Annotated in this window: 22 protein-coding genes; 7 read left to right on the top strand and 15 right to left on the bottom strand. The window is 39.1% G+C overall.

Translation table 11 applies throughout. From position 1 onward, the window contains the following. Nucleotides 1-272 precede the first annotated feature (272 nt). Nucleotides 273-644, bottom strand: a complete 372-nt coding sequence (locus tag ABC228_RS06445; protein ID WP_345824287.1) for a DoxX family protein — start codon at nt 642-644, stop codon at nt 273-275. Nucleotides 645-1,010: 366 nt separating this feature from the next. Here ABC228_RS06445 and ABC228_RS06450 point away from each other — a divergent pair, with 366 nt between their 5' ends. The 6 genes from ABC228_RS06450 to ABC228_RS06475 all read left to right on the top strand — a co-directional run bounded on the left by ABC228_RS06450 (nt 1,011) and on the right by ABC228_RS06475 (nt 8,490). Further along, on the top strand, nt 1,011-2,285 hold the full coding sequence (locus tag ABC228_RS06450; protein WP_345824288.1) for an ABC transporter substrate-binding protein: 1,275 nt from the start codon (nt 1,011-1,013) through the stop codon (nt 2,283-2,285). Between the two features lie 91 nt (nt 2,286-2,376). Next, nucleotides 2,377-3,330, top strand: coding sequence for a carbohydrate ABC transporter permease (locus tag ABC228_RS06455; protein WP_345824837.1), 954 nt, complete (start codon nt 2,377-2,379; stop codon nt 3,328-3,330). Further along, on the top strand, nt 3,327-4,160 hold the full coding sequence (locus ABC228_RS06460; RefSeq protein WP_345824289.1) for a carbohydrate ABC transporter permease: 834 nt from the start codon (nt 3,327-3,329) through the stop codon (nt 4,158-4,160). The genes ABC228_RS06455 and ABC228_RS06460 overlap by 4 nt, the downstream gene beginning before the upstream one ends. 25 nt (nt 4,161-4,185) lie before the next feature. After that, nucleotides 4,186-5,214 (top strand): LacI family DNA-binding transcriptional regulator, encoded by a 1,029-nt coding sequence (locus ABC228_RS06465; protein ID WP_345824290.1) that lies wholly within the window; start codon nt 4,186-4,188, stop codon nt 5,212-5,214. Nucleotides 5,215-5,225: 11 nt separating this feature from the next. Then, nucleotides 5,226-6,569, top strand: coding sequence for a GH1 family beta-glucosidase (locus ABC228_RS06470; protein ID WP_345824291.1), 1,344 nt, complete (start codon nt 5,226-5,228; stop codon nt 6,567-6,569). A 205-nt stretch (nt 6,570-6,774) separates the two neighbouring features. Further along, the gene (locus ABC228_RS06475) at nt 6,775-8,490 is read left to right on the top strand and encodes an ABC transporter ATP-binding protein (RefSeq protein WP_345824292.1); all 1,716 of its coding nucleotides are present in this window, start codon (nt 6,775-6,777) and stop codon (nt 8,488-8,490) included. A 39-nt stretch (nt 8,491-8,529) separates the two neighbouring features. Here the strand turns inward: ABC228_RS06475 and ABC228_RS06480 are convergent, their stop codons facing one another. The 8 genes from ABC228_RS06480 to ABC228_RS06515 form a co-directional block, all read right to left on the bottom strand. Further along, entirely contained in the window at nt 8,530-9,369 is an 840-nt protein-coding gene (locus tag ABC228_RS06480; protein ID WP_345824293.1) for an alpha/beta fold hydrolase, read from the bottom strand. Nucleotides 9,370-9,384: 15 nt separating this feature from the next. Then, nucleotides 9,385-9,846, bottom strand: a complete 462-nt coding sequence (locus ABC228_RS06485) for a DinB family protein (protein WP_345824294.1) — start codon at nt 9,844-9,846, stop codon at nt 9,385-9,387. A gap of 73 nt (nt 9,847-9,919) precedes the next feature. Continuing rightward, a complete protein-coding gene (locus ABC228_RS06490) occupies nt 9,920-10,669 on the bottom strand; it encodes a class I SAM-dependent methyltransferase (protein ID WP_345824295.1) in 750 nt (249 codons plus the stop codon). Between the two features lie 5 nt (nt 10,670-10,674). Next, the gene (locus tag ABC228_RS06495; protein WP_345824296.1) at nt 10,675-11,667 is read right to left on the bottom strand and encodes a phosphotransferase; all 993 of its coding nucleotides are present in this window, start codon (nt 11,665-11,667) and stop codon (nt 10,675-10,677) included. Between the two features lie 109 nt (nt 11,668-11,776). After that, nucleotides 11,777-12,370, bottom strand: coding sequence for a histidine phosphatase family protein (locus tag ABC228_RS06500; RefSeq protein ID WP_345824297.1), 594 nt, complete (start codon nt 12,368-12,370; stop codon nt 11,777-11,779). 36 nt (nt 12,371-12,406) lie between these two features. Further along, nucleotides 12,407-12,790, bottom strand: a complete 384-nt coding sequence (locus tag ABC228_RS06505; protein ID WP_345824298.1) for a nucleoside 2-deoxyribosyltransferase — start codon at nt 12,788-12,790, stop codon at nt 12,407-12,409. 2 nt (nt 12,791-12,792) lie between these two features. Next, the gene (locus ABC228_RS06510; protein ID WP_345824299.1) at nt 12,793-13,344 is read right to left on the bottom strand and encodes a GNAT family N-acetyltransferase; all 552 of its coding nucleotides are present in this window, start codon (nt 13,342-13,344) and stop codon (nt 12,793-12,795) included. A 105-nt stretch (nt 13,345-13,449) separates the two neighbouring features. Next, nucleotides 13,450-13,782 (bottom strand): hypothetical protein, encoded by a 333-nt coding sequence (locus ABC228_RS06515; protein ID WP_345824300.1) that lies wholly within the window; start codon nt 13,780-13,782, stop codon nt 13,450-13,452. 81 nt (nt 13,783-13,863) lie between these two features. On the opposite strand from ABC228_RS06515, the gene ABC228_RS06520 reads away from it, so the two are divergent. Further along, complete coding sequence (locus ABC228_RS06520; RefSeq protein WP_345824301.1) at nt 13,864-14,217, top strand: MerR family transcriptional regulator; 354 nt, start codon at nt 13,864-13,866, stop codon at nt 14,215-14,217. Between the two features lie 155 nt (nt 14,218-14,372). On the opposite strand, the gene ABC228_RS06525 is transcribed toward ABC228_RS06520, so the two are convergent. The 6 genes from ABC228_RS06525 to ABC228_RS06550 form a co-directional block, all read right to left on the bottom strand. After that, complete coding sequence (locus ABC228_RS06525) at nt 14,373-14,657, bottom strand: hypothetical protein (RefSeq protein ID WP_345824302.1); 285 nt, start codon at nt 14,655-14,657, stop codon at nt 14,373-14,375. Nucleotides 14,658-14,800: 143 nt separating this feature from the next. Continuing rightward, entirely contained in the window at nt 14,801-15,196 is a 396-nt protein-coding gene (locus ABC228_RS06530; RefSeq protein ID WP_345824303.1) for a bactofilin family protein, read from the bottom strand. 24 nt (nt 15,197-15,220) lie between these two features. Then, nucleotides 15,221-16,138, bottom strand: coding sequence for a M23 family metallopeptidase (locus ABC228_RS06535; RefSeq protein WP_345824304.1), 918 nt, complete (start codon nt 16,136-16,138; stop codon nt 15,221-15,223). 29 nt (nt 16,139-16,167) lie between these two features. Further along, on the bottom strand, nt 16,168-17,391 hold the full coding sequence (locus ABC228_RS06540) for a polysaccharide deacetylase family protein (protein ID WP_345824305.1): 1,224 nt from the start codon (nt 17,389-17,391) through the stop codon (nt 16,168-16,170). A gap of 49 nt (nt 17,392-17,440) precedes the next feature. Continuing rightward, the gene (locus tag ABC228_RS06545) at nt 17,441-18,196 is read right to left on the bottom strand and encodes a hypothetical protein (RefSeq protein WP_345824306.1); all 756 of its coding nucleotides are present in this window, start codon (nt 18,194-18,196) and stop codon (nt 17,441-17,443) included. Nucleotides 18,197-18,409: 213 nt separating this feature from the next. After that, complete coding sequence (locus ABC228_RS06550; RefSeq protein WP_345824307.1) at nt 18,410-19,213, bottom strand: DUF2935 domain-containing protein; 804 nt, start codon at nt 19,211-19,213, stop codon at nt 18,410-18,412. Nucleotides 19,214-19,315: the final 102 nt, after the last annotated feature.

A 19,315-nucleotide genomic window follows, 5' to 3' on the forward strand; every position in this document is an offset into this window, starting at 1 on the left:
GGAGCTATCTCTCTTTTGTAGTAGAGATAGCTCCTTTTATGAACATGTAGGTAGAAAAGTGAATGAAAATAGACCTATAGGTTATCCACATTTTCAGTAATTTTATTCACAATATGTGTATAAATAATAAAGATAAGAAGGCAAGTACTATATTTAGTAAATATTTCTTAACAAAACACAAAATAACTACGAACATTTGTGCATATGTGGATAACTTTGTGGATATTCTGGGTATTATTCCTTTTTAGGGTCCAAACTTATGCACAATCCTCTTAAAAAGTTTTTCCTCTGATATGCTTCCAGCAAATGAATAAAAGAATAAGCATCACGATATCCAGTCTCGCATGAAACGCAAAAGATACAATGCCTTGTTTCATAAGGATTGGAAATTTCGTTAGATAGATTGCGCCAAGCATAATAATAATTAACGGTATCACTGCCTGCCTCACATACATTCTTCCAATAATAAGCGCGCCACAAGCAAGTTCAATAATTGCAATAAGCAGCAAAGTGGATTCAGGAAAAGGTAAACCGAGATTGAAAAATGTTTGCCTAAATTCAGGCATGACTAGCTTCATTACACCAGAAGTTATAAATACATAGCCGATTGCATAGCAAATCCAATTTGCGGTGTTCAGTTGCATTCTGATTCGAATCTCCTCCTAGAAAATAAGTATGAATTCACTAATATATATGCATGGTATAGGACAAACTTTCCATCTAAAAATCCGCCATTTTTGGAAACCGGTTTACAAAATTATGTATTAAAGGTTGATTTTTTTGTATATTATAAATATAATACAATTTAGAAAGCGCTTTCCTTAGAGTTAGTTCTGTTTTTTTTATCGCATTTACGAAACCGGTTTCCATGAAGTTTCGTAAGGTGATGGTCATAAGACAGATCAAAATGTGTGAAGTAAGGAGGTTTACATGAGCTTACGTTTTTAAAGCAGCCTTTGTTTCTACTTCATGATGATGGATTTACTAAACTTTTAGGGGGTAATGAGTTAATGAGAATGAGTAAGTATTTTTGGACATTGGGGCTATTCATTGCACTGGTATTTTTCCTTGCAGCTTGTGGCGATGATGAGGCGAGTAGTGATGGGAAGGTTACATTAGATTTTTGGGTTTTTGGTGCCACGAATTATGAGGATTTAGCGAAGGAATATGAGAAACAAAATCCAGATGTGAAAATTAAAGTACGTACAGCAGAGACAGAGGAACATCATAATGGCTTATTCACGTCACTTTCAGCAGGAAGTGGTGCTCCTGATATCGCCATGCTGGAGGTTGACCAGCTAGATCGCTTTAAGGATGCGCAAGATCGTTTTTCCAATTTATATGACCTTGGGGCGAAGGATGTACAAGATAAGTATTTAGATTGGAAATGGAATATCGCGGAAAACAGTGAAGGTGACTTCCTATTCGGATTACCTACTGATATTGGACCGAAAGCAATGTTCTATCGTGTTGATGTATTTGAGGAAGCTGGGTTACCGACAGAGCCTAGTGAGGTTGAAGCACTTATCCAAACAAAAGCTGATTTTATCGAAGTAGGGAAACAAATCAAGGAAGAAACAGGTAAACCAATGGTTGATAGTATGGAAATGGCCTATCGTGCAATTATTGATGGTGCCGAACAAAGTTTCTTTGATCAAGAAGGTAATCTGTTAATTGAAAATGATGGAAATGCCGTGAAACAAGCATATGACCTAGCCGTTGAAATGGACTCTCTTGGTCTAGTTGGCGAATATACAATGTGGACACCTGAATGGGGTAATGCCGTTAATAATGGTGATTTTGCGGTTGAAATGGGAGCAGCATGGTTAAAAGGCTGGATGATAGGTAATGCGCCAGATGCAGCAGGTCAATTCCGAATTGCTACATTACCGCCAGAATTTGCTGGAAACTGGGGTGGCTCATACATTTCCATTCCAAAAGAAACAGATCATCCTGAAGAAGCATATGCGTTTGTAGAATGGTTAGTATCACCAGAAAATCAATTAGTATCGTTCCAAAGTGAAGCTGGATTATTCCCTTCTTCTCCTGAGGTATACGAAATGGAAGACTTTAAAAACACAACAGATGAATTCTTTGGTGGTCAAAGTACAGCACAGTACTTTGCAAAAGCAACAGAAGACATTTCGGTTATCTATAAAGGACCAGACTATGTAAGTGTTCATAATGAAATCCTAACCGCATTAGAAAATGTTCAACAAGGTGCAGATGCTGATGAGGAATGGGATGCAGCAGTTGAGCGTATAAAAGGAGTTATCAGTCGCTAGGAATCGGAATTGATTGTTAACAGCTTGGCGTGAAGTGAAATCAGTGGGGGAATTTCCCCCGCTGAACACGTTAACGCAGTGTTATCGAAATATGGAAGGAAAGGAAGGGGAAGCATTGGTATTTAAGGGGAGAGGAAAGTATCGTTCTGAAGAAAAAAAAGATAAAATAAGTGCCTACTTATATATTTCACCCTTCTTTATCATATTTGCCATTATTGGCTTATATCCAGCACTATTCAGTCTCTATTTAGCCTTTCAAAAATGGAATGGGTTAGGTGAGATGACATATGTTGGTCTACAAAACTTTACCATCGTCTTACAAGATCCAATTTTTTGGAAGTCCGTTTATAACACGATTGTAATGGGGTTAATGGGAACAGCACCACAAATTATTATTGGTATCATATTAGCATTCCTATTAAATCAAGCCTTCTTAAAATTAAAAAACACGTTCAGAGCGATGATTTTTATGCCGTATATCACATCGATGGTAGCGGTAGCCTTGGTATTTGGAGTGTTCTTCAGTAATAATGAGACGTCACTAGCAAACTACATATTAAACTTGTTTGGAATGGACTCTGTAGCATGGAAAACAGATGAGTGGGGAGTTAAAATCGCAATCTCCTTTATGGTATTTTGGCGGTGGATCGGCTACAATACCATCATTTATTTAGCCGGCCTGCAAAGTATACCGAAGGAGCTCTATGAAGCTGCCAAAATTGACGGTGCGAATATCATGCAACAGTTCCGTTACATTACCATTCCGTTATTAAAACCATTTATTCTACTAACTGTATTCTTTTCAACGGTCGGTGCACTTCAATTATTCACAGAGCCAACAGTCTTCCTGGGCGGTTCAGCTTTTAGTCGCACAGAGGCTATGACAGTAGTGATGTACTTGTATCGTGATGCATTTAATTTACAATCGTTTGGTACTGGTTCAGCTACAGCGATTATCCTGTTAGTCATCATTATTATCTTTTCAGCATTAAACACCTTTTTAACATCTGGTATTGGAAAAAGAAGAAGGGGGTATAAGTCATGAAAGTAAAAAAACGATTTTCACTTAGTCGGTTTTTCATGTATTCATTCTTAGTCGTTGCATCTTTCATTTCTATATTTCCTTTTTACTGGATGTTCGTAATGGCGACAAGGCCAAGTGCTGCCTATAATTCGATTCCGCCAACAATTACACCAGGAGAACGATTAGTTGAAAATTTCCTCGCCGTACTGGATAAGATTCCATTTTGGCAATCGATGTGGAACACATTAGTTCTCTGTACGGTAGTCACCTTGGTGGTGCTTTTCATTAGTTCGCTTGCCGGCTTTGCCTTTTCGAAATTTAAGTTTCCTGGTAAAAACGCGCTATTTCTAGCCATTTTGTTAACGATGATTATTCCACCGCAGCTGGGGATTATTCCACAATATTATTTAGTAGCGAAATTTGGCTTACTGGATTCCCTATTTGGTGCGATGATTATCTTTTTCTTAAATCCGTTAGGGATCTTTTTAATGCGACAGTATATTAGTCAGTCCGTATCCGATGAGTTAGTGGAGGCTGCGAAGTTAGATGGGTGCTCGAACTTTCGTATTTTTAGAAGTATTGTACTCCCTATCATCTTGCCGGCCTTTGCAACATTAGGAATTATTGTATTCACGGCAACTTGGGGTGAATTCTTATGGCAATTTACTGTGCTACGAGATCCAGAATCCTATACAATACAAGTAGCGTTATCCTCGTTAAATTCGACTAACAATGTCGACTTTGGAATGCTGCTTTCAGGGGTTTTCTGGGCGACCATTCCATTAGTAATCGTATTTCTACTATTTAACAAACTATTTATTTCGAGTATTACAGAGGGATCTTTAAAATAATTTCATAAGTCAGAAGGGAACAGACATGAACTTAACCATAAAAGATATTGCAAAGATGGCAGGAGTATCACCAGGAACCGTTTCGAAAATTATCAATAACTATGGTGGGATTGGCGAGAGTACAAAGCAAAAGGTACAAAAGGTCATTGAGGAAACGGGCTATCGCCCTACTTTTTCAGCAAAGTCTCTAGCAACCAAGAAATCCAATCTAATTGGATTAATCTACGCAGGTAAAATAAATGTTGATTTCACCCATCCGTTTTTCAATAAGGTGATGACATCCTTTAAGAAAATCATTGGTGAGCTTGGCTACGATATTTTGATGTTTTCGAATGAACAATTTCATCAGGATCAAGGAAGCTATTTAGCTCGCTGTCGTCATTTCCAAGTGGATGGTTGTTTGATTATTGCTGGTGAAGAAATAGAAGAAGCGGTTTATGAGCTCGTCCAAAGTGAGATACCGTGTGTTGGAGTCGACTTGAATTTGACTGGGCCGAGATATAGCTATGTCATGACAGACAATGAAAAAATCTCCAGTAAAGTAGTTGAGCATTTATACCTGCAAAACATTCGTGATATTGGCTTCATTAATGGAAAGAAGGATTCATCGGTAGCAATTTTACGTGAACAAGGATTTATTGAATCGATGAAGCAATTTGGCATTCCCATTAATAAGGATTGGATTTACCATGGGGACTTCTTTGAACAAAGTGGTTACCAGGCAATGAAGAAAATATTAGCAAATCCTCCATATCCGAAGGCGATCTTTGCAGCTTCTGACTTAATGGCATTTGGAGCAAAAAAAGCAATTGAAGAGCATGGGTTAACGATTCCAACCGATATAAGCTTAATCGGCTGTGATGATATAGAGTCGTGTCAATATAGTACACCACAATTAACAACGGTAAAGCAGGATAAGGAAAAACTAGGGAAGCTAGCTGCTCATTTATTAAATGATTTAATTAATGGGGAGATGGAGAAAAAACCACTATTAGTTGATCCTGAACTCGTCTTGCGAGAATCCTGTACACCAGTTCGAAAGCAAATTTTGTGAGGAGGTAAAGCATGGCAATTATACAGTTACCGAAAAACATAAAATATGGGGTGGCAACGGCAGCCTACCAAATTGAAGGCGCAACAACCGAAGATGGAAGAGGCTTGTCCATATGGGATACATTCGCCAAAACTCCTGGTAAGGTCGTAAATGGGGATAATGGTGATATTGCATGTGATAGCTACCATCGATACAAGGAAGATGTTCAATTAGTTAAGGATCTCGGCTGTGATATCTATCGCTTCTCCGTTTCATGGCCCCGTATTCTTCCGAATGGTACTGGTGAGGTAAATCAGAAAGGGCTAGATTATTATCATCGTCTTGTCGATGAATTATTAGCACAGGGCATTGAACCAATGTGTACCCTATACCACTGGGATCTCCCGCAAGCATTACAGGATAATGGCGGATGGGAGAACCGTGCTACGATTGATGCATTTGTAGAATATGCGGAAATCATGTTTAAGGAATTTGAAGGGAAAGTAAGTAAGTGGATTACGATAAACGAACCTTGGTGTGTATCATTTCTATCAAACTATTTAGGTGTGCATGCGCCAGGGAAACAAAGTCTGCAGGCAGCAACTACCATCTCTCACCACCTTCTCGTAGCACATGGTAAAACGGTTAAGCGTTATAGAGAGCTTGGCATGACTGGTGAAATCGGATATGCACCAAATACAACTTGGAAGGAACCCTTTAGTAATCAGCAGCAGGATATTGAAGCGTGTCAACGTGAAGTCGGCTACTTAATCGACTGGTTTTTTGATCCAGTATTTCTAGGGAAATATCCAGCCTATTTAGTAGATTGGTATAAGCAAAAGGGTGTAACGTTAAACATCGAACCTGGAGACATGGAAGTCATTCAGGAAAAGATAGATTTCGTCGGAATCAATTATTACAATGGGAATGTTGCTCGATATAAAGAAGGTAGTGGGCTATTCGATTGTGAAGACCTGGATATGGGGTATAATCGAACCGATATTAATTGGCCTATCTATCCAGAAGGCTTCTATAAGGTGTTAACCTATGTGCATAAACGTTATGGCAATACACCGATTTATATAACGGAAAATGGTGCTTGCTATAATGATGATGTGGAAAATAATCAAGTGAAGGATCAGGGACGAATTGATTATCTGAAGACACATTTAGCAGCATTGCAAGCGAGTATAGCGTCCGGTGTCCCAATAGCTGGTTATATTTGTTGGTCATTACTTGATAACTATGAATGGGCAGAGGGCTATACGATGCGATTTGGCTTAGTTCATATGAATTATCGCACATTAGAACGGACGAAAAAGGATAGCTATTATTGGTATCAGAAAGTCATTCAGAATGGCTGGTATGAGCTGTAACTTTATTTAATACGATACATGGGAAAAGACTTTTCTTGCGCTTTATTAGGTGGAGCGGGGAAAAGTCTTTTTATAGCGAAAAAAAATAATCTTGATAAGCCAATTAAATAAACTTATAATTTTCTTTATACTTTGTAAAGATGTATAGTATAAAAGGATAAACCTATTCGGAATGAATTTTATATACATAAAGGAAGTGCTTGACTTGTTAAAACGGTTTTTCTCCTATTACAAACCACATAAGCGGCTATTTATTATTGACTTCTCCTGTGCAGTTTTTGTTGCCATATTAGAGCTTGCTTTTCCAATTGCTGTACAAGAATTTATTGATGAATTACTCCCGAAGGAAGACTGGGGTGTCATTGTTCTCGTTAGTATATCGCTATTGGCAGTCTATTTATTAAGTACCTTTATGCAGTACGTGGTAACCTATTGGGGACATAAATTAGGTGTGAATATCGAAACAGACATGCGTCAGGATTTATTTCAGCATGTCCAAAGACAGTCCTTCCGTTTCTTTGATAATACCAAGACAGGACATGTGATGAGTAGAATTACGAATGATTTATTTGATATTGGCGAATTTGCACACCATGGTCCAGAGGATTTATTTATTGCCATGATGACCTTTGTTGGTGCATTTGGCTTAATGTTTAATATTAACTTCCAGCTGACCTTAATCATCCTCGTAATTGTTCCAATTCTAATTTGGTTAATTACCTATAGTAATATTAAAATGAATCAGGCTTGGAAATCGATGTATGAGGAAATCGCAGAGGTAAATGGACGAGTTGAGGATGCGGTTTCTGGAGTTCGGGTCGTTCAATCCTTCACGAATGAAGACTATGAAATGAAACGCTTCACAAAGGATAACTACAACTTCCGAAATGCAAAAGTCGGCGCTTATCGTGTGATGGCCTTTGTTCATTCCAATATCTATATGATGATGCGTTTGATTGTATTAGTTGTGTTAGTGGTTGGAGCTTGGCTTTCCTTCAACAATAAAATGACCTACGGGGAGCTCGTAAGCTTTATCTTATTTACCAATGTCTTGTTTAATCCAATCAATAAAATCAGTGCACTCCTTGAGCTCTATCCAAAAGGAATGGCAGGATTTAAACGTTTTGTGGATATTCTAGACACAGAACCAGATGTACAGGATAGAAAGGGTGCTGTTCCTGCAAAGGACTTAAAAGGATTCATTTCCTTCCATAAAGTAACCTTTGGCTATGAAAAAACACAAGGACCGATTATTAAAGCGATGAGCTTTAATATTAATGCCGGTGAGACCGTTGCTTTTGTAGGACCATCTGGTGCAGGGAAAACAACAATTTCGTCCTTAATCCCTCGTTTTTATGATGTGGATAGTGGTCAAATCACAATTGATGGTATGGATATTCGCGATATGACGAAGAAATCGCTTCGTGAGCATATTGGAATTGTACAGCAGGATGTATTTCTATTCACTGGGACATTACGTGAAAATATTGCCTACGGGAAGCTGAATGCGACAGAGGAAGAAATTCGAGAAGCGGCAAGAAGAGCACATCTAGAGGAATTCATTCATGAATTACCAGATGGCTATGACACACAAGTCGGAGAACGTGGCTTAAAACTATCTGGTGGTCAAAAGCAACGTATCGCGATTGCTCGTATGTTCTTGAAGAACCCACCAATCTTAATTTTAGATGAAGCAACTTCTGCACTGGATACCGAAACCGAAATGATCATTCAGCAAGCACTGAATGATTTAGCGAAAGACCGAACAACCCTTGTGATTGCGCACCGATTGGCAACAATTCGTAATGCAGATCGGATTATGGTCGTAACGAAAAAAGGAATTGAAGAAGAAGGAAGTCACGAAGAATTATTAAAACGTGAAGGCGTATTTGCGAACCTGCATAAGGTTCAAATGCAATAATAGGAGAAGATTTGCCTTGAGTGGGCAAATCTTCTTTTTTTATGAATGCAACTGAATAAAATTTCGAATAGCTTTTTGGAAATTATCCTGTTGGTCGACATATGGATGATGACCACCGTCAAACTGTTTATAAATGGCATTCGGAAACTGGAAGCTTTCCTGATGGGTAGGACCAACCGCAAAATCATGGCTTCCTGACATGACAAGTACAGGCTTCGTGATGGCCGAAGTTAATGATGTAAAATCCTGAAAGAACTCTCCTGAAGAAAAAACGGACTGCTGAAAATCTGGCTTTGCGTCCAGCTCTTGATCAACATCATCGAGCTTTTCTTTATCCGATGTGTCCTTAAACTGTAGCTTACTAAATAACTCCTTCGCCATAAGTTCCTGCACAGTATCGAAATAGATTTCTGTTAAAGTGGCTATGTCATCCGTTGGAATATCGATGTCATCTAGCTGTAAGAATTCCCTACCTTTCTGAATTTGCTGCTGAAAGGAATCGATCATATTTAGGGTTGCATTGGATAGAATTATTCCCTCTACATTGTCTGGGTACTGATAAGCATAATTAACTGCAAGTATTCCCCCAAAGGAATGACCCATGAGATACCATTTATCAATCTGATAATAGTTGCGTATTTCTTCTATATCTAAGCGTAATCGTTCTAATGAATAGTCTTTGTTAGTTGCAAGTGAAGAACGGCCACAGCCTCGTTGGTCAGCATATAGTAGTTCTAAATCTTGCTCTAGTAGAGGACCTGCATATTGCTGAATAGACTTGCTCCAATAACCAGGTCCACCATGTAAATAGATACATGGAACGCCCTTACCTGCTTTTTCAATGAATAGTTCAGTCCCATCACTTGTCACAAACTTCATGTATCTCATCCTTTCTTAGAACAATCCTCTATCCAACACAGTTGCGGAAACAGGCTTTTTCCCAATTTCCCGAGCCCAAACTGATAATTGCCCAATATGATGTATTTCATGGGCAATAATATGGTGTAGAATTTCTTCCTTCGTAAAAGTCCCATCTAACCAAGAAGCGGTTACCGTCTTTTGCTTGTTCGTGGTAGCCTCTGCCTGCAAATATTCCTCTAGTTCATCACGGTACTGATCGGACAAAGCTTTTACCTGACGTAATGTGGTATAGTCACTGAAATCAATCGGTTTATCATCCTTCTTCTGTATTGCCCGAACCCAGCTGTATTCAACATCAACAATATGTAACAGCGTATGTAGGATATTTCCAATACCACCGATACGATCTTTTAGAAGCTCCTCATTAGGAACATCCTCACACCATGCAAACCATTGGTCGCGAACCTGCCAATTATAGGCGAAAAAAGCGTACATCAAATCTCCTCCTTTTACTCGACAAAATCACATAGTACCTGTCGATATTTCCCGGGAAATGTAGAAAGAATCATCATTTCCTCTTTAGGATATAAATCATGTTTTGGCTTTCTTTCGATAGTGGGGTTTCCTGCCAATCCTCATAAACACCGATAATCTGAAAACCATTACTTTCAGCAAGTCGCTCCATTTCCTTTGGATGCGTATAACGCAGACTAATATTCGTGCAGTTATCACCTTCACCTTCCGTTCTGCGGATGGTTGTATAGTGTTGAATTTGCTGAAGACTATCATAGTTACTCATGGTATAAACATCAACTTGTTTTCCAGTTGACGAATCAGTATAGCTCTTCCAATATTCTTCTGTACTAGGCTGCAACAGCTCCTCACGACTTGGAAAACGTGTATTAAAAAGAAAGACTCCATCTGTTTCCAAGTGATGATGAACAGATTTCAACAGACCATCCTGGTCCTCGTTTTTTAGGAAATGCTGAAAGGAATTGCCAACCATATAAATGAACGGACTCTTAATACCTAAATTGAGGCTTTTACAATCCTGCTCCACCCATGTCATGCTTAGATGAGTCGATTTACGCTTTGCTTGTGCTAGCATTCCACGATGAATATCAACACCAACCATTTGATGTCCTTGTTCTGCTAAAGGGATGGTTGCTCTACCTGTCCCACAAGCAAGGTCAATAATGGTACCGTTGACCTTATTCGCCCATGTTAACAGGTAACGGACATCGGATAAGTACCCCTCATTTTCCATATCATAGCGGGCGGGATGATGATATTCTTCTAGATTTGTTTGATGATTCATTTGGTTTACCCTCCTTCGTAATTACCCAGAATCGTATCTAACTCGTGGAGGTGGTCTGACAGCCAAACCATCTCCTGTACAAAACGCTTCGGCGGGCCTTTGCGCGCATCCAATTCTGTATCTAACCACCATTCTGATTCCATATACCATAATAATTTGAGCGCATTGGGTAAGAAGTCGCTGCCAATAGAATGATAGAATCGGTACCCATTTAAAAATGCGAAAGCACCTTGAACATTCAGCTTGTCTTCATTTAAAGCACCAGAAATAATGGCACGTGCAACATCTAGCTGTGGGAAATCATAGTTCATGCGGTCAAAGTCTAGAATGGCTGTAAGCTTGCCCTGGTCAAATAATAGATTATCTACCCATAGATCTCGATGGGACCAACCAACTGCGTCTAGGTTTAAGTTTTCTAACGGAAAGGACTTGGTGAGGCGAAGTTGTTTTTCTAAAATAGGAAGAAGGTGAGATTTCCCCATATTTTTAGCAGCTTCTATGACCTTTTCCCAATAAGCGATTCGAAGAGAAGTTTTCGGTGGTTGAAAAGTCGTCTGAGGTGCTAGGGGTAACTCCTCCCATAGCGCGTGAAGCTTACCGGTGTAATACCCTAGTTCATACAGCTCTGCATTTGAGAGCTTACCAGGTTCCACCGTCTTTCCGGAACAATATTCCATTACCATAAATCGTTCACCAAGTGGTGATTCCAAAAAGAGATTATCTTGGTTTGCTATAATTTTTGGACATGGAAATCCTTGTCTATGTAAGTTGTTTTGTTCGGCAAAAATTCGCTGTAATGCTGGAATGGAATACTTTTTTAATCGTTCTTTGTTGTATTGTTTTAGAAGAAAGACACCATCCTTTGTATGAATCCTCCACTTTAAATTTAACCAGCCACGACGGATTGGTTCGGCGGAAAGGATGTCCATTCCGAGTTGATTTTTACATGCGTTTTTGAGATCATCTAGAATTACGTTTTCTTGTAACAGGGTACCCATTGCACTCCTCCTATGACATAACCATACCCCTTTTAAAGGTTAAAGGCAAGAATGTATGTTCGTTATTAAGGTTAAAAGAAGAGCTGTTTTTTACAACAGCTTTTTCTCTTTATGCATTCGTTTTTAGTTCCATTGCTAATAAGTGATCAACTTGATTATATCCAAGAATGGCCCAGCCATCATTTTGCTTTTCAATCGTTGTAATACTTGTATTTTCAATAATCGTTTTGCCAAAACCAAGCTCGCCATTAGAGAGATTGGCTAGAATCCGATTAATAACAGCACCATGTGCAACTACTAGGACGCGATTGGTAGGATATTTGGCATGGACCCGATCCATCCCATTCATGACACGGTTTGAAAACACATCGAGTGGCTCTTGGTTTGGATAGTCATGGTCCGGGAAGAGCGATTGTCTTTCTTCAATCGTTAACCCCTCACCATCACCGAAATGTCTTTCCGCAAACTCTTCCATTTGCTCAGATGGGAGGTTTAAATATGTATTGATAATATCAGCCGTTTTTTTAGCTCTTTTCAGGTGACTCGAGATGACAACATCATAATCACTGGCATGAAGTGCAGCGCCACAAGCTTCTGCCTGTTGAATTCCCTTTGCATTTAATGGGATATCTGTTTGTCCTTGCATTCTTCTTTCGGCATTCCAATCCGTCTCTCCATGTCGTACTAAATAAATAGTGGTCACATGAAATTCTCCTCTCAAACTTGATGAAATCTATTATTACCGTGTTGAATCCACGAGTGTCGTGACAAATTCAGCTAGATTACCATAAAAATGCTCGACACCATGTACATAATAAAATGTTGTAGCCGTCGTTACATCTATTTTTTCTTTCGAGTAAATGAAAATCTTTTTATTCAAGCCTAACGCAATTCCTAATTCTGTATGGGTTCCTTTTCCACCAGGGAGGAGGACAATGAATACATCACTATCGGCAACAGCAGCTTTCTCTGCTTCACCGATGGTTCTTAATGCTTCCTCTGTGGTGGCACGATTATTTTTCGTCCAATCATACGTGTGGGAATGGCCGGCAAGGATTAATTGATCGCGAACATAATGTACAGCGGCTTGGTTATCAAAACCAGATGCAATATAAAACTTCATCCCTAACTCCTTTCCAGCTCCCATTCATAAGCAAGCATGCCGTAGATAACAAGATCTACATAATGATTATAGAGCCATTCACCGTGACGAATTTGTCCTTCTTTCGTATAGCCTAGTCTTTCTGGGATTGCCCTGCTTTTTGTGTTTTCAACTGCAGCACGGATTTCAATTCGGTTTAGCTCAAGCTGATGAAAACCATACTCGGTTATCGCAGCGGCAGCACGAGTCATAATACCGTTTCCGATAAAATCCTCTCCGAGCCAATAGCCGATGATCCCAATCCGATTTGTCCAGTCAAAGCTATTGAAGCCAATGACACCAGCTAGCTTTTGATGGTAATAGATTCCTAATGTTAATCCATTCCGATCAATGAATCCCTGCTCCGCACTTTGAATAAAATTTTTGGAGTCTCTTTCTGTTTTGGTTTGGTCGAGCCATGGTAGCCACTCGCGCAAATGCTCACGTGACCGATCGGTTAAATCAAATAAATCCTTCGCATCACCTTGGTGTAATAGCCTTAATGTTAAATCCTCATCAATCTCTAACGAAAACAATGCCATCCCCTCCAGCTGCGCTTTAGCTAAATCATACCATAGGATTAGCCTGTAATGGGAAAGGAACTATTGTAAGGATTATTTTTGCTATAATGGACCTAACCATCAGATGTCGAATACATAGAAGGTAAATAGTAGGGCAAATATTCCTCCTAGAATGACATAATGATGCCAATTATTTTTGTAAAAAACGATTCTGCCGTTTATCATTCGAGCAAGCAAGACGAAAATCATAATTGATAGATAAGCGATATTGCTAGAATAGACGTGAATCACATCTAGAACTGTCAGCATAAGAAAAAGAATATGAATCATTGTAAAATAGGATAGGGATAGCTTTTGGGTGAACGTTAATTGATTGGAATGTTGGCTTTGATACACAACACTGCCAATTAATGAAATGATACAATACAAGCAGATTAATATGAGATAAAGCATGGAATCAACCTCTTTCCTTTTTTCTTACGATACATTGTGGGGTTAAGCCCATGTAAAGAACTTTTTGGAGGAGCTAGGCATATGAAGATTGGACAATTTATTGAAGCGGTTCAAACGACAAAAGATACGGTGCGATATTATGAGGAGCTGGCATTAATCCAACCGACATGGGAAAATAATCGCCGTATTTATGGTGAAAAGGAAATAGCGGACTTTCTCGTGATTAAGGAGATGCAGGCACTAGGATTAGCATTAAAGGAAATCCAGCTATTGTTTACACTAAAACGAAATAACGGCTGTGGTAATTACGAGCTGATTGAACAAACCCGTCAAAAGCTTGAGGAAAAACGGGAGGAATTAAGAAGGGAAGCGGAAGCCATTAAGCAACGTCAGGAACAATTGACGGAGATTATTGATGCGCTTGCAGTGATTTAGTGTGATTTGACTAGTTTGTAAGCTAATAGAAATGTTCTGATACCGTTGAGAAAACAAAAAAGTGCAATACCATACTATACTCAGTAGGTTTTGCACGATAAACAACACAGAGAACAATTGGCAATCCATGTTATGAATTCAACATTTAAGAATGATTAATCAACAGGCTGAAGAACCGTTCGCTGCAATGGAACGCCGCCCATACTCACATTTCTTTCCGTGAACATATACTTTTTTCCGTCAATGATAAAGATGTTATTTCCCACGTAAGTGACTTCTCTACCTTCACTTTCAAGCTGCGTTTGGATTGCTGCTACATATTTCTTTCGATTAATATAACGATCATCCAAATCCAGCACAATATTTCCTTTTTGATGGCCTAATAGCCAATTAAAGAATAGAAAAAACACAAGAAAACCGATGATAATGAAAAAGAACATGAATACTCTCCTCCTTACTAATCATACGAATAAGTAAATGGAATGTTTCATCCTTTGTAACATTAATATGCAACTTTCACCAGAAAAATAAAAAAGACCAAATCATCATCTGATTTGATCTTGCCGTTTGATGTGTAAATTTTTTAGTTCGCAACACTTTCAGCGTGCTTGTTCTTTTTCTTGGAACTGCCTTTTTCATTCTCGACAATAACACTATTTCCATTAAATAAGCCGCCATCTTCAATAATGATTCCTCTTGAAGTTGCGCTTCCAGTAAGCTTGCCCTTCGATTCAATTTGAATCTTCTCAGATGTTTCAATATCACCTTTTACCTCACCAGCAATGACGATATTTTTCGCTTTAATACTAGGCTCTACATAGGCGTCTTTTCCAATGTACACATCACCCTGACATTCGATTTCGCCTATAATTTTTCCGTCAACACGTAGGCTTGTTGGGAGGGTAACCTTTCCTTCGATCACCGTTTCGGAGCCAATTATCGTTTCAATCACTTTTTCGTCTTTTTTCTTACTCATCATTTGTAGCATCCCTTCTCTATTAAACTATTCCACATCGTACTCACCATAAATATTAAAATAAGGCTTCGGATCGATTGGTTCACCGTTCTTGACCACCTCATAATGTAGGTGCGGTCCGGTGCTTCTTCCCGTACTACCAATTGTTCCAATCGTATCGCCCTTTTTCACGACATCGCCGACCTCTACGTCGATACTGGAAAGATGCCCATATAGCGTTTGGTATGTGCCAGAATGCCGGATTCGAATGGCATTACCATAGCTACCATAATACTCTGCCATGGTTACCGTACCATCGGCAGTTGCGTATACTGGTGTTCCATAATAGCCTCGGATATCAACGCCAGTATGGAAGGCTTCGGAACTGTTTAATGGATCAGAACGCACGCCATAATCAGAAGAAAATGAGTTCGGAATCGTTGGCCATGCGGTTGGTGTATAGCGTAATTCATCACTAACCTCATCCATCACAGCAAGCGTATCCTTATATTGCACCAAAAGCTCAGAAGAAGGTAAAAAGCTTGTACCATCCGCCGACTCTACCATATCCTGTTCATCTACTGAAATATGTAATCCACCACTTGGGTCAACCATGGTAGGTAATTCATTTATGTAATTTCGCATTTGCTGTTCAAGCTCGGTTAGCTCTTCTAGCTTTTCTTTTGTATCACCGGTTTCTGCTTCTAGCATCGAAACGGTTTGCTCTAATTGTTCACTCTTGGTCGTTTCGGTTGCTAGATTACCAGAAAGAGCCTCAATTTCAGCCTGCTGATTGAGGTTCACATAGACATAATAGATTAAGGCTACTACCGGAATAATCGGTATTGTAAACAGCACGTATACGAGAGGTTTCCGCATACGAAATCGCGTCACGACCTTATTCACATCGTCTGATAGAATCGTAAAGGTTACAACACTACTATTCCGTTTTTTCTTTCGCTTCACGTCCGCTCTCCTTTCATTCTATACGAAAGCTAGCGTAGGTTTACAAGCTGCAAGCCCTGCCCTTGCAAATATTCAATGATAGCTGGTAGCGCATCGATTGTTGCTTGTGTTTCATGAAGAATAATAATAGCGCCGGACACATCAGTCGTTTTAATTTGCTCAATGATCCTATCTTTATCTCGAGATTCCCAGTCCTTCGGATCATTGTTCCACATCACAATTTTCTGATTGGCATCCTGAACAATCTGCTCCGTACTGTCGTTAAACTGTCCAAACGGTGGACGGAATAACACGACCTCTTCACCTGTAATGCTTTTAATAGCTTCAGAGGATTGAAGGAGTTCATTCTCCTGCGTGGTAACAGAACTGCTTGTTAAATGAGCATGTGTCATGGAATGCGTCCCAATGGAATAGCCATTTTCATGAATATAGGCTACATGCTCTGGAAACTTTTCAACGTTTGTGCCAATAAAGAAGAAGGTTCCTCCAGCTTCATACTTCTTTAACACATCCATAATGTCTACGGAGAATTGAGAAGGACCATCATCAAATGTGAGGGCAACCATGCCTTCTGGAACATCGTAAGCTAATGTATCAACGAGTTCAAAGGAAGGAATTAGCTGGGTTTCCTCAATGGTAATGTTTTCTTCTAGTAAAATGGTTTCCGGTCTAGGCTCATTTTTTTCCTCAACGCTAATCGGATTCTCCAAAGAAAAATCTACCGTTGCTGTTTTGCTTGGTATGGCTACTGCTTTTGTTAAAATGGAATGCCCTGTATAGGTAACAATAACTGCAATTAACGTAATAAGGGCTGTTGTAAGTGGCCAAGCTAACCTACGTTTCGTTTTTTCTTGTGGTCTTGCTGCGTCTTCTGGTTGTACTTCATCTAATAGATTATGAGATAAAAATGATAGCTTGTCCAGTTCTTTACAAGATTCGACTAATTTTATTTGATTTAAATCGACAATAAATTCCTCCGAACAGCTAAATTCGAAGCGCTTACTTTGTTCTCGATAGGTTTGATGAATGAAGCCTATGTACTGTTTTTTCTCTGTGTCTTGCTTTGATTTAAAGGATAATCGATAATGATATCCTCCCGTAAAATCGGTAATAGCCTGTAGTGCTTTTGCTGTTTCCTCATCTAGCTGCCAATAGAAGGAACTATCTTCCTCCAGCTGTAAACGAACATGTAAATAATAGTTGTTTTGATGCAGTTCAATCCCAATTAATTCAAGCAATTTTAACTGATACATTCCAAATAGGCTCCTCCTTCCCCCTGGTATTATTGCCTATCCTACAAAACTACTCTGACTGGTCTGATGAAGCCGCTGAATTGTTCTTTGGCGCAAAGGAGAATGACATTCGCTGTGTGAAGTCGTTTATCGTCTGCATTAATTCATTCTTCTCATCGACAATTTGTTGGTGCTGCGTCGCTAGCTTGTTATTATCTATTTCTAAGCTTCTAATCTTCTCTTCTAACTCGTTAATTTTAAGCATGCTATCGTATTTACTATTCGTAAACTCTTCATTCAGCTTATTGTATTTATCCTGTGCGGTTTCAAGCTGTGTGGATAGCTTTTCATACTCATTGTTAGTGGATTGCTGGCTTTCCTTATAATCTTCCAAAAGCTGATCATAGTTCATCTGTTTATTGGCTAAGCTATTTTCCAATCCTTCAATCTCGCGGTTTTTCTCCGTTAATAGCTGGTCACGTTTCTCTAAATCTTGCTTGTAGCGATTCGATGTTTCATAGGCTTCCTGAAGCCGTTTTTCAAGATCATTATTCTTATAGCTAAATAGCTGACGATCCTTTAACATATTTTCAACCGCAACAATTAAGTCTAGTGATACTTTATCTTGATTTTCCTTCGAGAAAATATTGCGATTGGCACTCTCAGCCTGTTCGATGACCTCTTCTGGTACATTTATTTCTTCTTCTCGCTGTGCTTGTACAGCTTCTTTATCCTGAATAAGGTTCTCCCATGCTTCCGCTGTATCAGTGTTGGCACGGTTCCCCTTGAACCACCCTAGTCCTTTTTTCTCTGTTTCCTTTGTCATAAAATCGTCCTCACTTCCTATTAATATACGTATCTATGGAATAAATAGTACTTTCATACCTGGTAGTTTAGGAAAATAATTCTAATTTCATTGTAAATCTATGTCGAGGAATGTCAATAAAGAATCGAATGAAATAGGAAATAAGTAGGAGTAAGGAGAATCTTTTATGGAAGAATTCTCCTTTTTAGCAGAAATATCGCCCTTTTTTTACTATCATTCTACTGTTCGTGGTTTTGTCGGATCACAATCTGGGGGTGTTGTATTCGTGGATTCTGCAAGCTTCATCAAGTAATAGCATTCTTCCCGGTACATATGGTCTGCCATTAATGCGGAAAACGTGCTTAATACCGTATCCGATAATTCCATTTCCTCTACTTCATGAAGAAAGGTGCGAAATAGGTTCATCTCCACCTCTACATCATTATTAAATCGTTTTAATGCTGGGAAGGTGGTAATATTTGCACGTAAATAACCCGTTAACTCAACAGCCTTTACGTAAAAGTCATTAAAATGCTTCGTAAATGTCGAACTCTTTTCCTTTAATCGTTTTTCAACGCCATCCAATTCATCATTAATTGCCCCCGCATGCCCAGAAGCATCCGCCAACCAAAGTAAATGATGATGCAGCTCATGAAAAATCGGTGGAGCTTTTCCTTCCTTTAAATAACTCATGACCAAAATATACTCTTCCAGTTCATTGACCATATGATTAATAAAGGTCGGTGATAGGTGAATCCCAATTTCTCCTGTTAAATGCCTTCTTATAATGGAAAACTTATATTCCTTCAGATGCTCGGCTGCTGTTTCCGCCTCCTTCGTAAATGCAATCACATTATTGTTCGAAAGCTGTCTCGATTGATTCAGCAACCCATCAAATGTATGGATAAAGTTCTTTGCAATCGCGACATCCCTTTCTTCAGAAGGATAAAGCGAATCATGGATAAACCGAGAATGATCGCCCAACACCTGTAGCCAAAATTGATGCTCAAATGAAGCACTTTGTAGTAAATTTGCCAATTGACCTCAACCCCTTTGTCATTCATCAGTTAAATGTATTCGGAAATGTAAACAATTATTAATTACTGGTAAATATTCTTTCGTTTGATAAACTTAAAACAA

It is taken from the genome of Ornithinibacillus xuwenensis, from assembly GCF_039614845.1.
GTDB lineage: Bacteria > Bacillota > Bacilli > Bacillales > Amphibacillaceae > Ornithinibacillus > Ornithinibacillus xuwenensis.

What these genes read in the sequence shown, in the direction of transcription:
- ABC228_RS06515 (WP_345824300.1), bottom strand. Translation starts at nt 13,782, where the DNA reads ATGCTTTATCTCATATTAATCTGCTTGTATTGTATCATTTCATTAATT.
- ABC228_RS06470 (WP_345824291.1), top strand. Translation starts at nt 5,226, where the DNA reads ATGGCAATTATACAGTTACCGAAAAACATAAAATATGGGGTGGCAACG.
- ABC228_RS06465 (WP_345824290.1), top strand. Translation starts at nt 4,186, where the DNA reads ATGAACTTAACCATAAAAGATATTGCAAAGATGGCAGGAGTATCACCA.
- ABC228_RS06495 (WP_345824296.1), bottom strand. Translation starts at nt 11,667, where the DNA reads ATGGGTACCCTGTTACAAGAAAACGTAATTCTAGATGATCTCAAAAAC.
- ABC228_RS06460 (WP_345824289.1), top strand. Translation starts at nt 3,327, where the DNA reads ATGAAAGTAAAAAAACGATTTTCACTTAGTCGGTTTTTCATGTATTCA.
- ABC228_RS06455 (WP_345824837.1), top strand. Translation starts at nt 2,377, where the DNA reads ATGGAAGGAAAGGAAGGGGAAGCATTGGTATTTAAGGGGAGAGGAAAG.
- ABC228_RS06505 (WP_345824298.1), bottom strand. Translation starts at nt 12,790, where the DNA reads ATGAAGTTTTATATTGCATCTGGTTTTGATAACCAAGCCGCTGTACAT.
- ABC228_RS06480 (WP_345824293.1), bottom strand. Translation starts at nt 9,369, where the DNA reads ATGAAGTTTGTGACAAGTGATGGGACTGAACTATTCATTGAAAAAGCA.
- ABC228_RS06530 (WP_345824303.1), bottom strand. Translation starts at nt 15,196, where the DNA reads ATGATGAGTAAGAAAAAAGACGAAAAAGTGATTGAAACGATAATTGGC.
- ABC228_RS06445 (WP_345824287.1), bottom strand. Translation starts at nt 644, where the DNA reads ATGCAACTGAACACCGCAAATTGGATTTGCTATGCAATCGGCTATGTA.
- ABC228_RS06490 (WP_345824295.1), bottom strand. Translation starts at nt 10,669, where the DNA reads ATGAATCATCAAACAAATCTAGAAGAATATCATCATCCCGCCCGCTAT.
- ABC228_RS06545 (WP_345824306.1), bottom strand. Translation starts at nt 18,196, where the DNA reads ATGACAAAGGAAACAGAGAAAAAAGGACTAGGGTGGTTCAAGGGGAAC.
- ABC228_RS06485 (WP_345824294.1), bottom strand. Translation starts at nt 9,846, where the DNA reads ATGTACGCTTTTTTCGCCTATAATTGGCAGGTTCGCGACCAATGGTTT.
- ABC228_RS06525 (WP_345824302.1), bottom strand. Translation starts at nt 14,657, where the DNA reads ATGTTCTTTTTCATTATCATCGGTTTTCTTGTGTTTTTTCTATTCTTT.
- ABC228_RS06520 (WP_345824301.1), top strand. Translation starts at nt 13,864, where the DNA reads ATGAAGATTGGACAATTTATTGAAGCGGTTCAAACGACAAAAGATACG.
- ABC228_RS06450 (WP_345824288.1), top strand. Translation starts at nt 1,011, where the DNA reads ATGAGAATGAGTAAGTATTTTTGGACATTGGGGCTATTCATTGCACTG.
- ABC228_RS06540 (WP_345824305.1), bottom strand. Translation starts at nt 17,391, where the DNA reads ATGTATCAGTTAAAATTGCTTGAATTAATTGGGATTGAACTGCATCAA.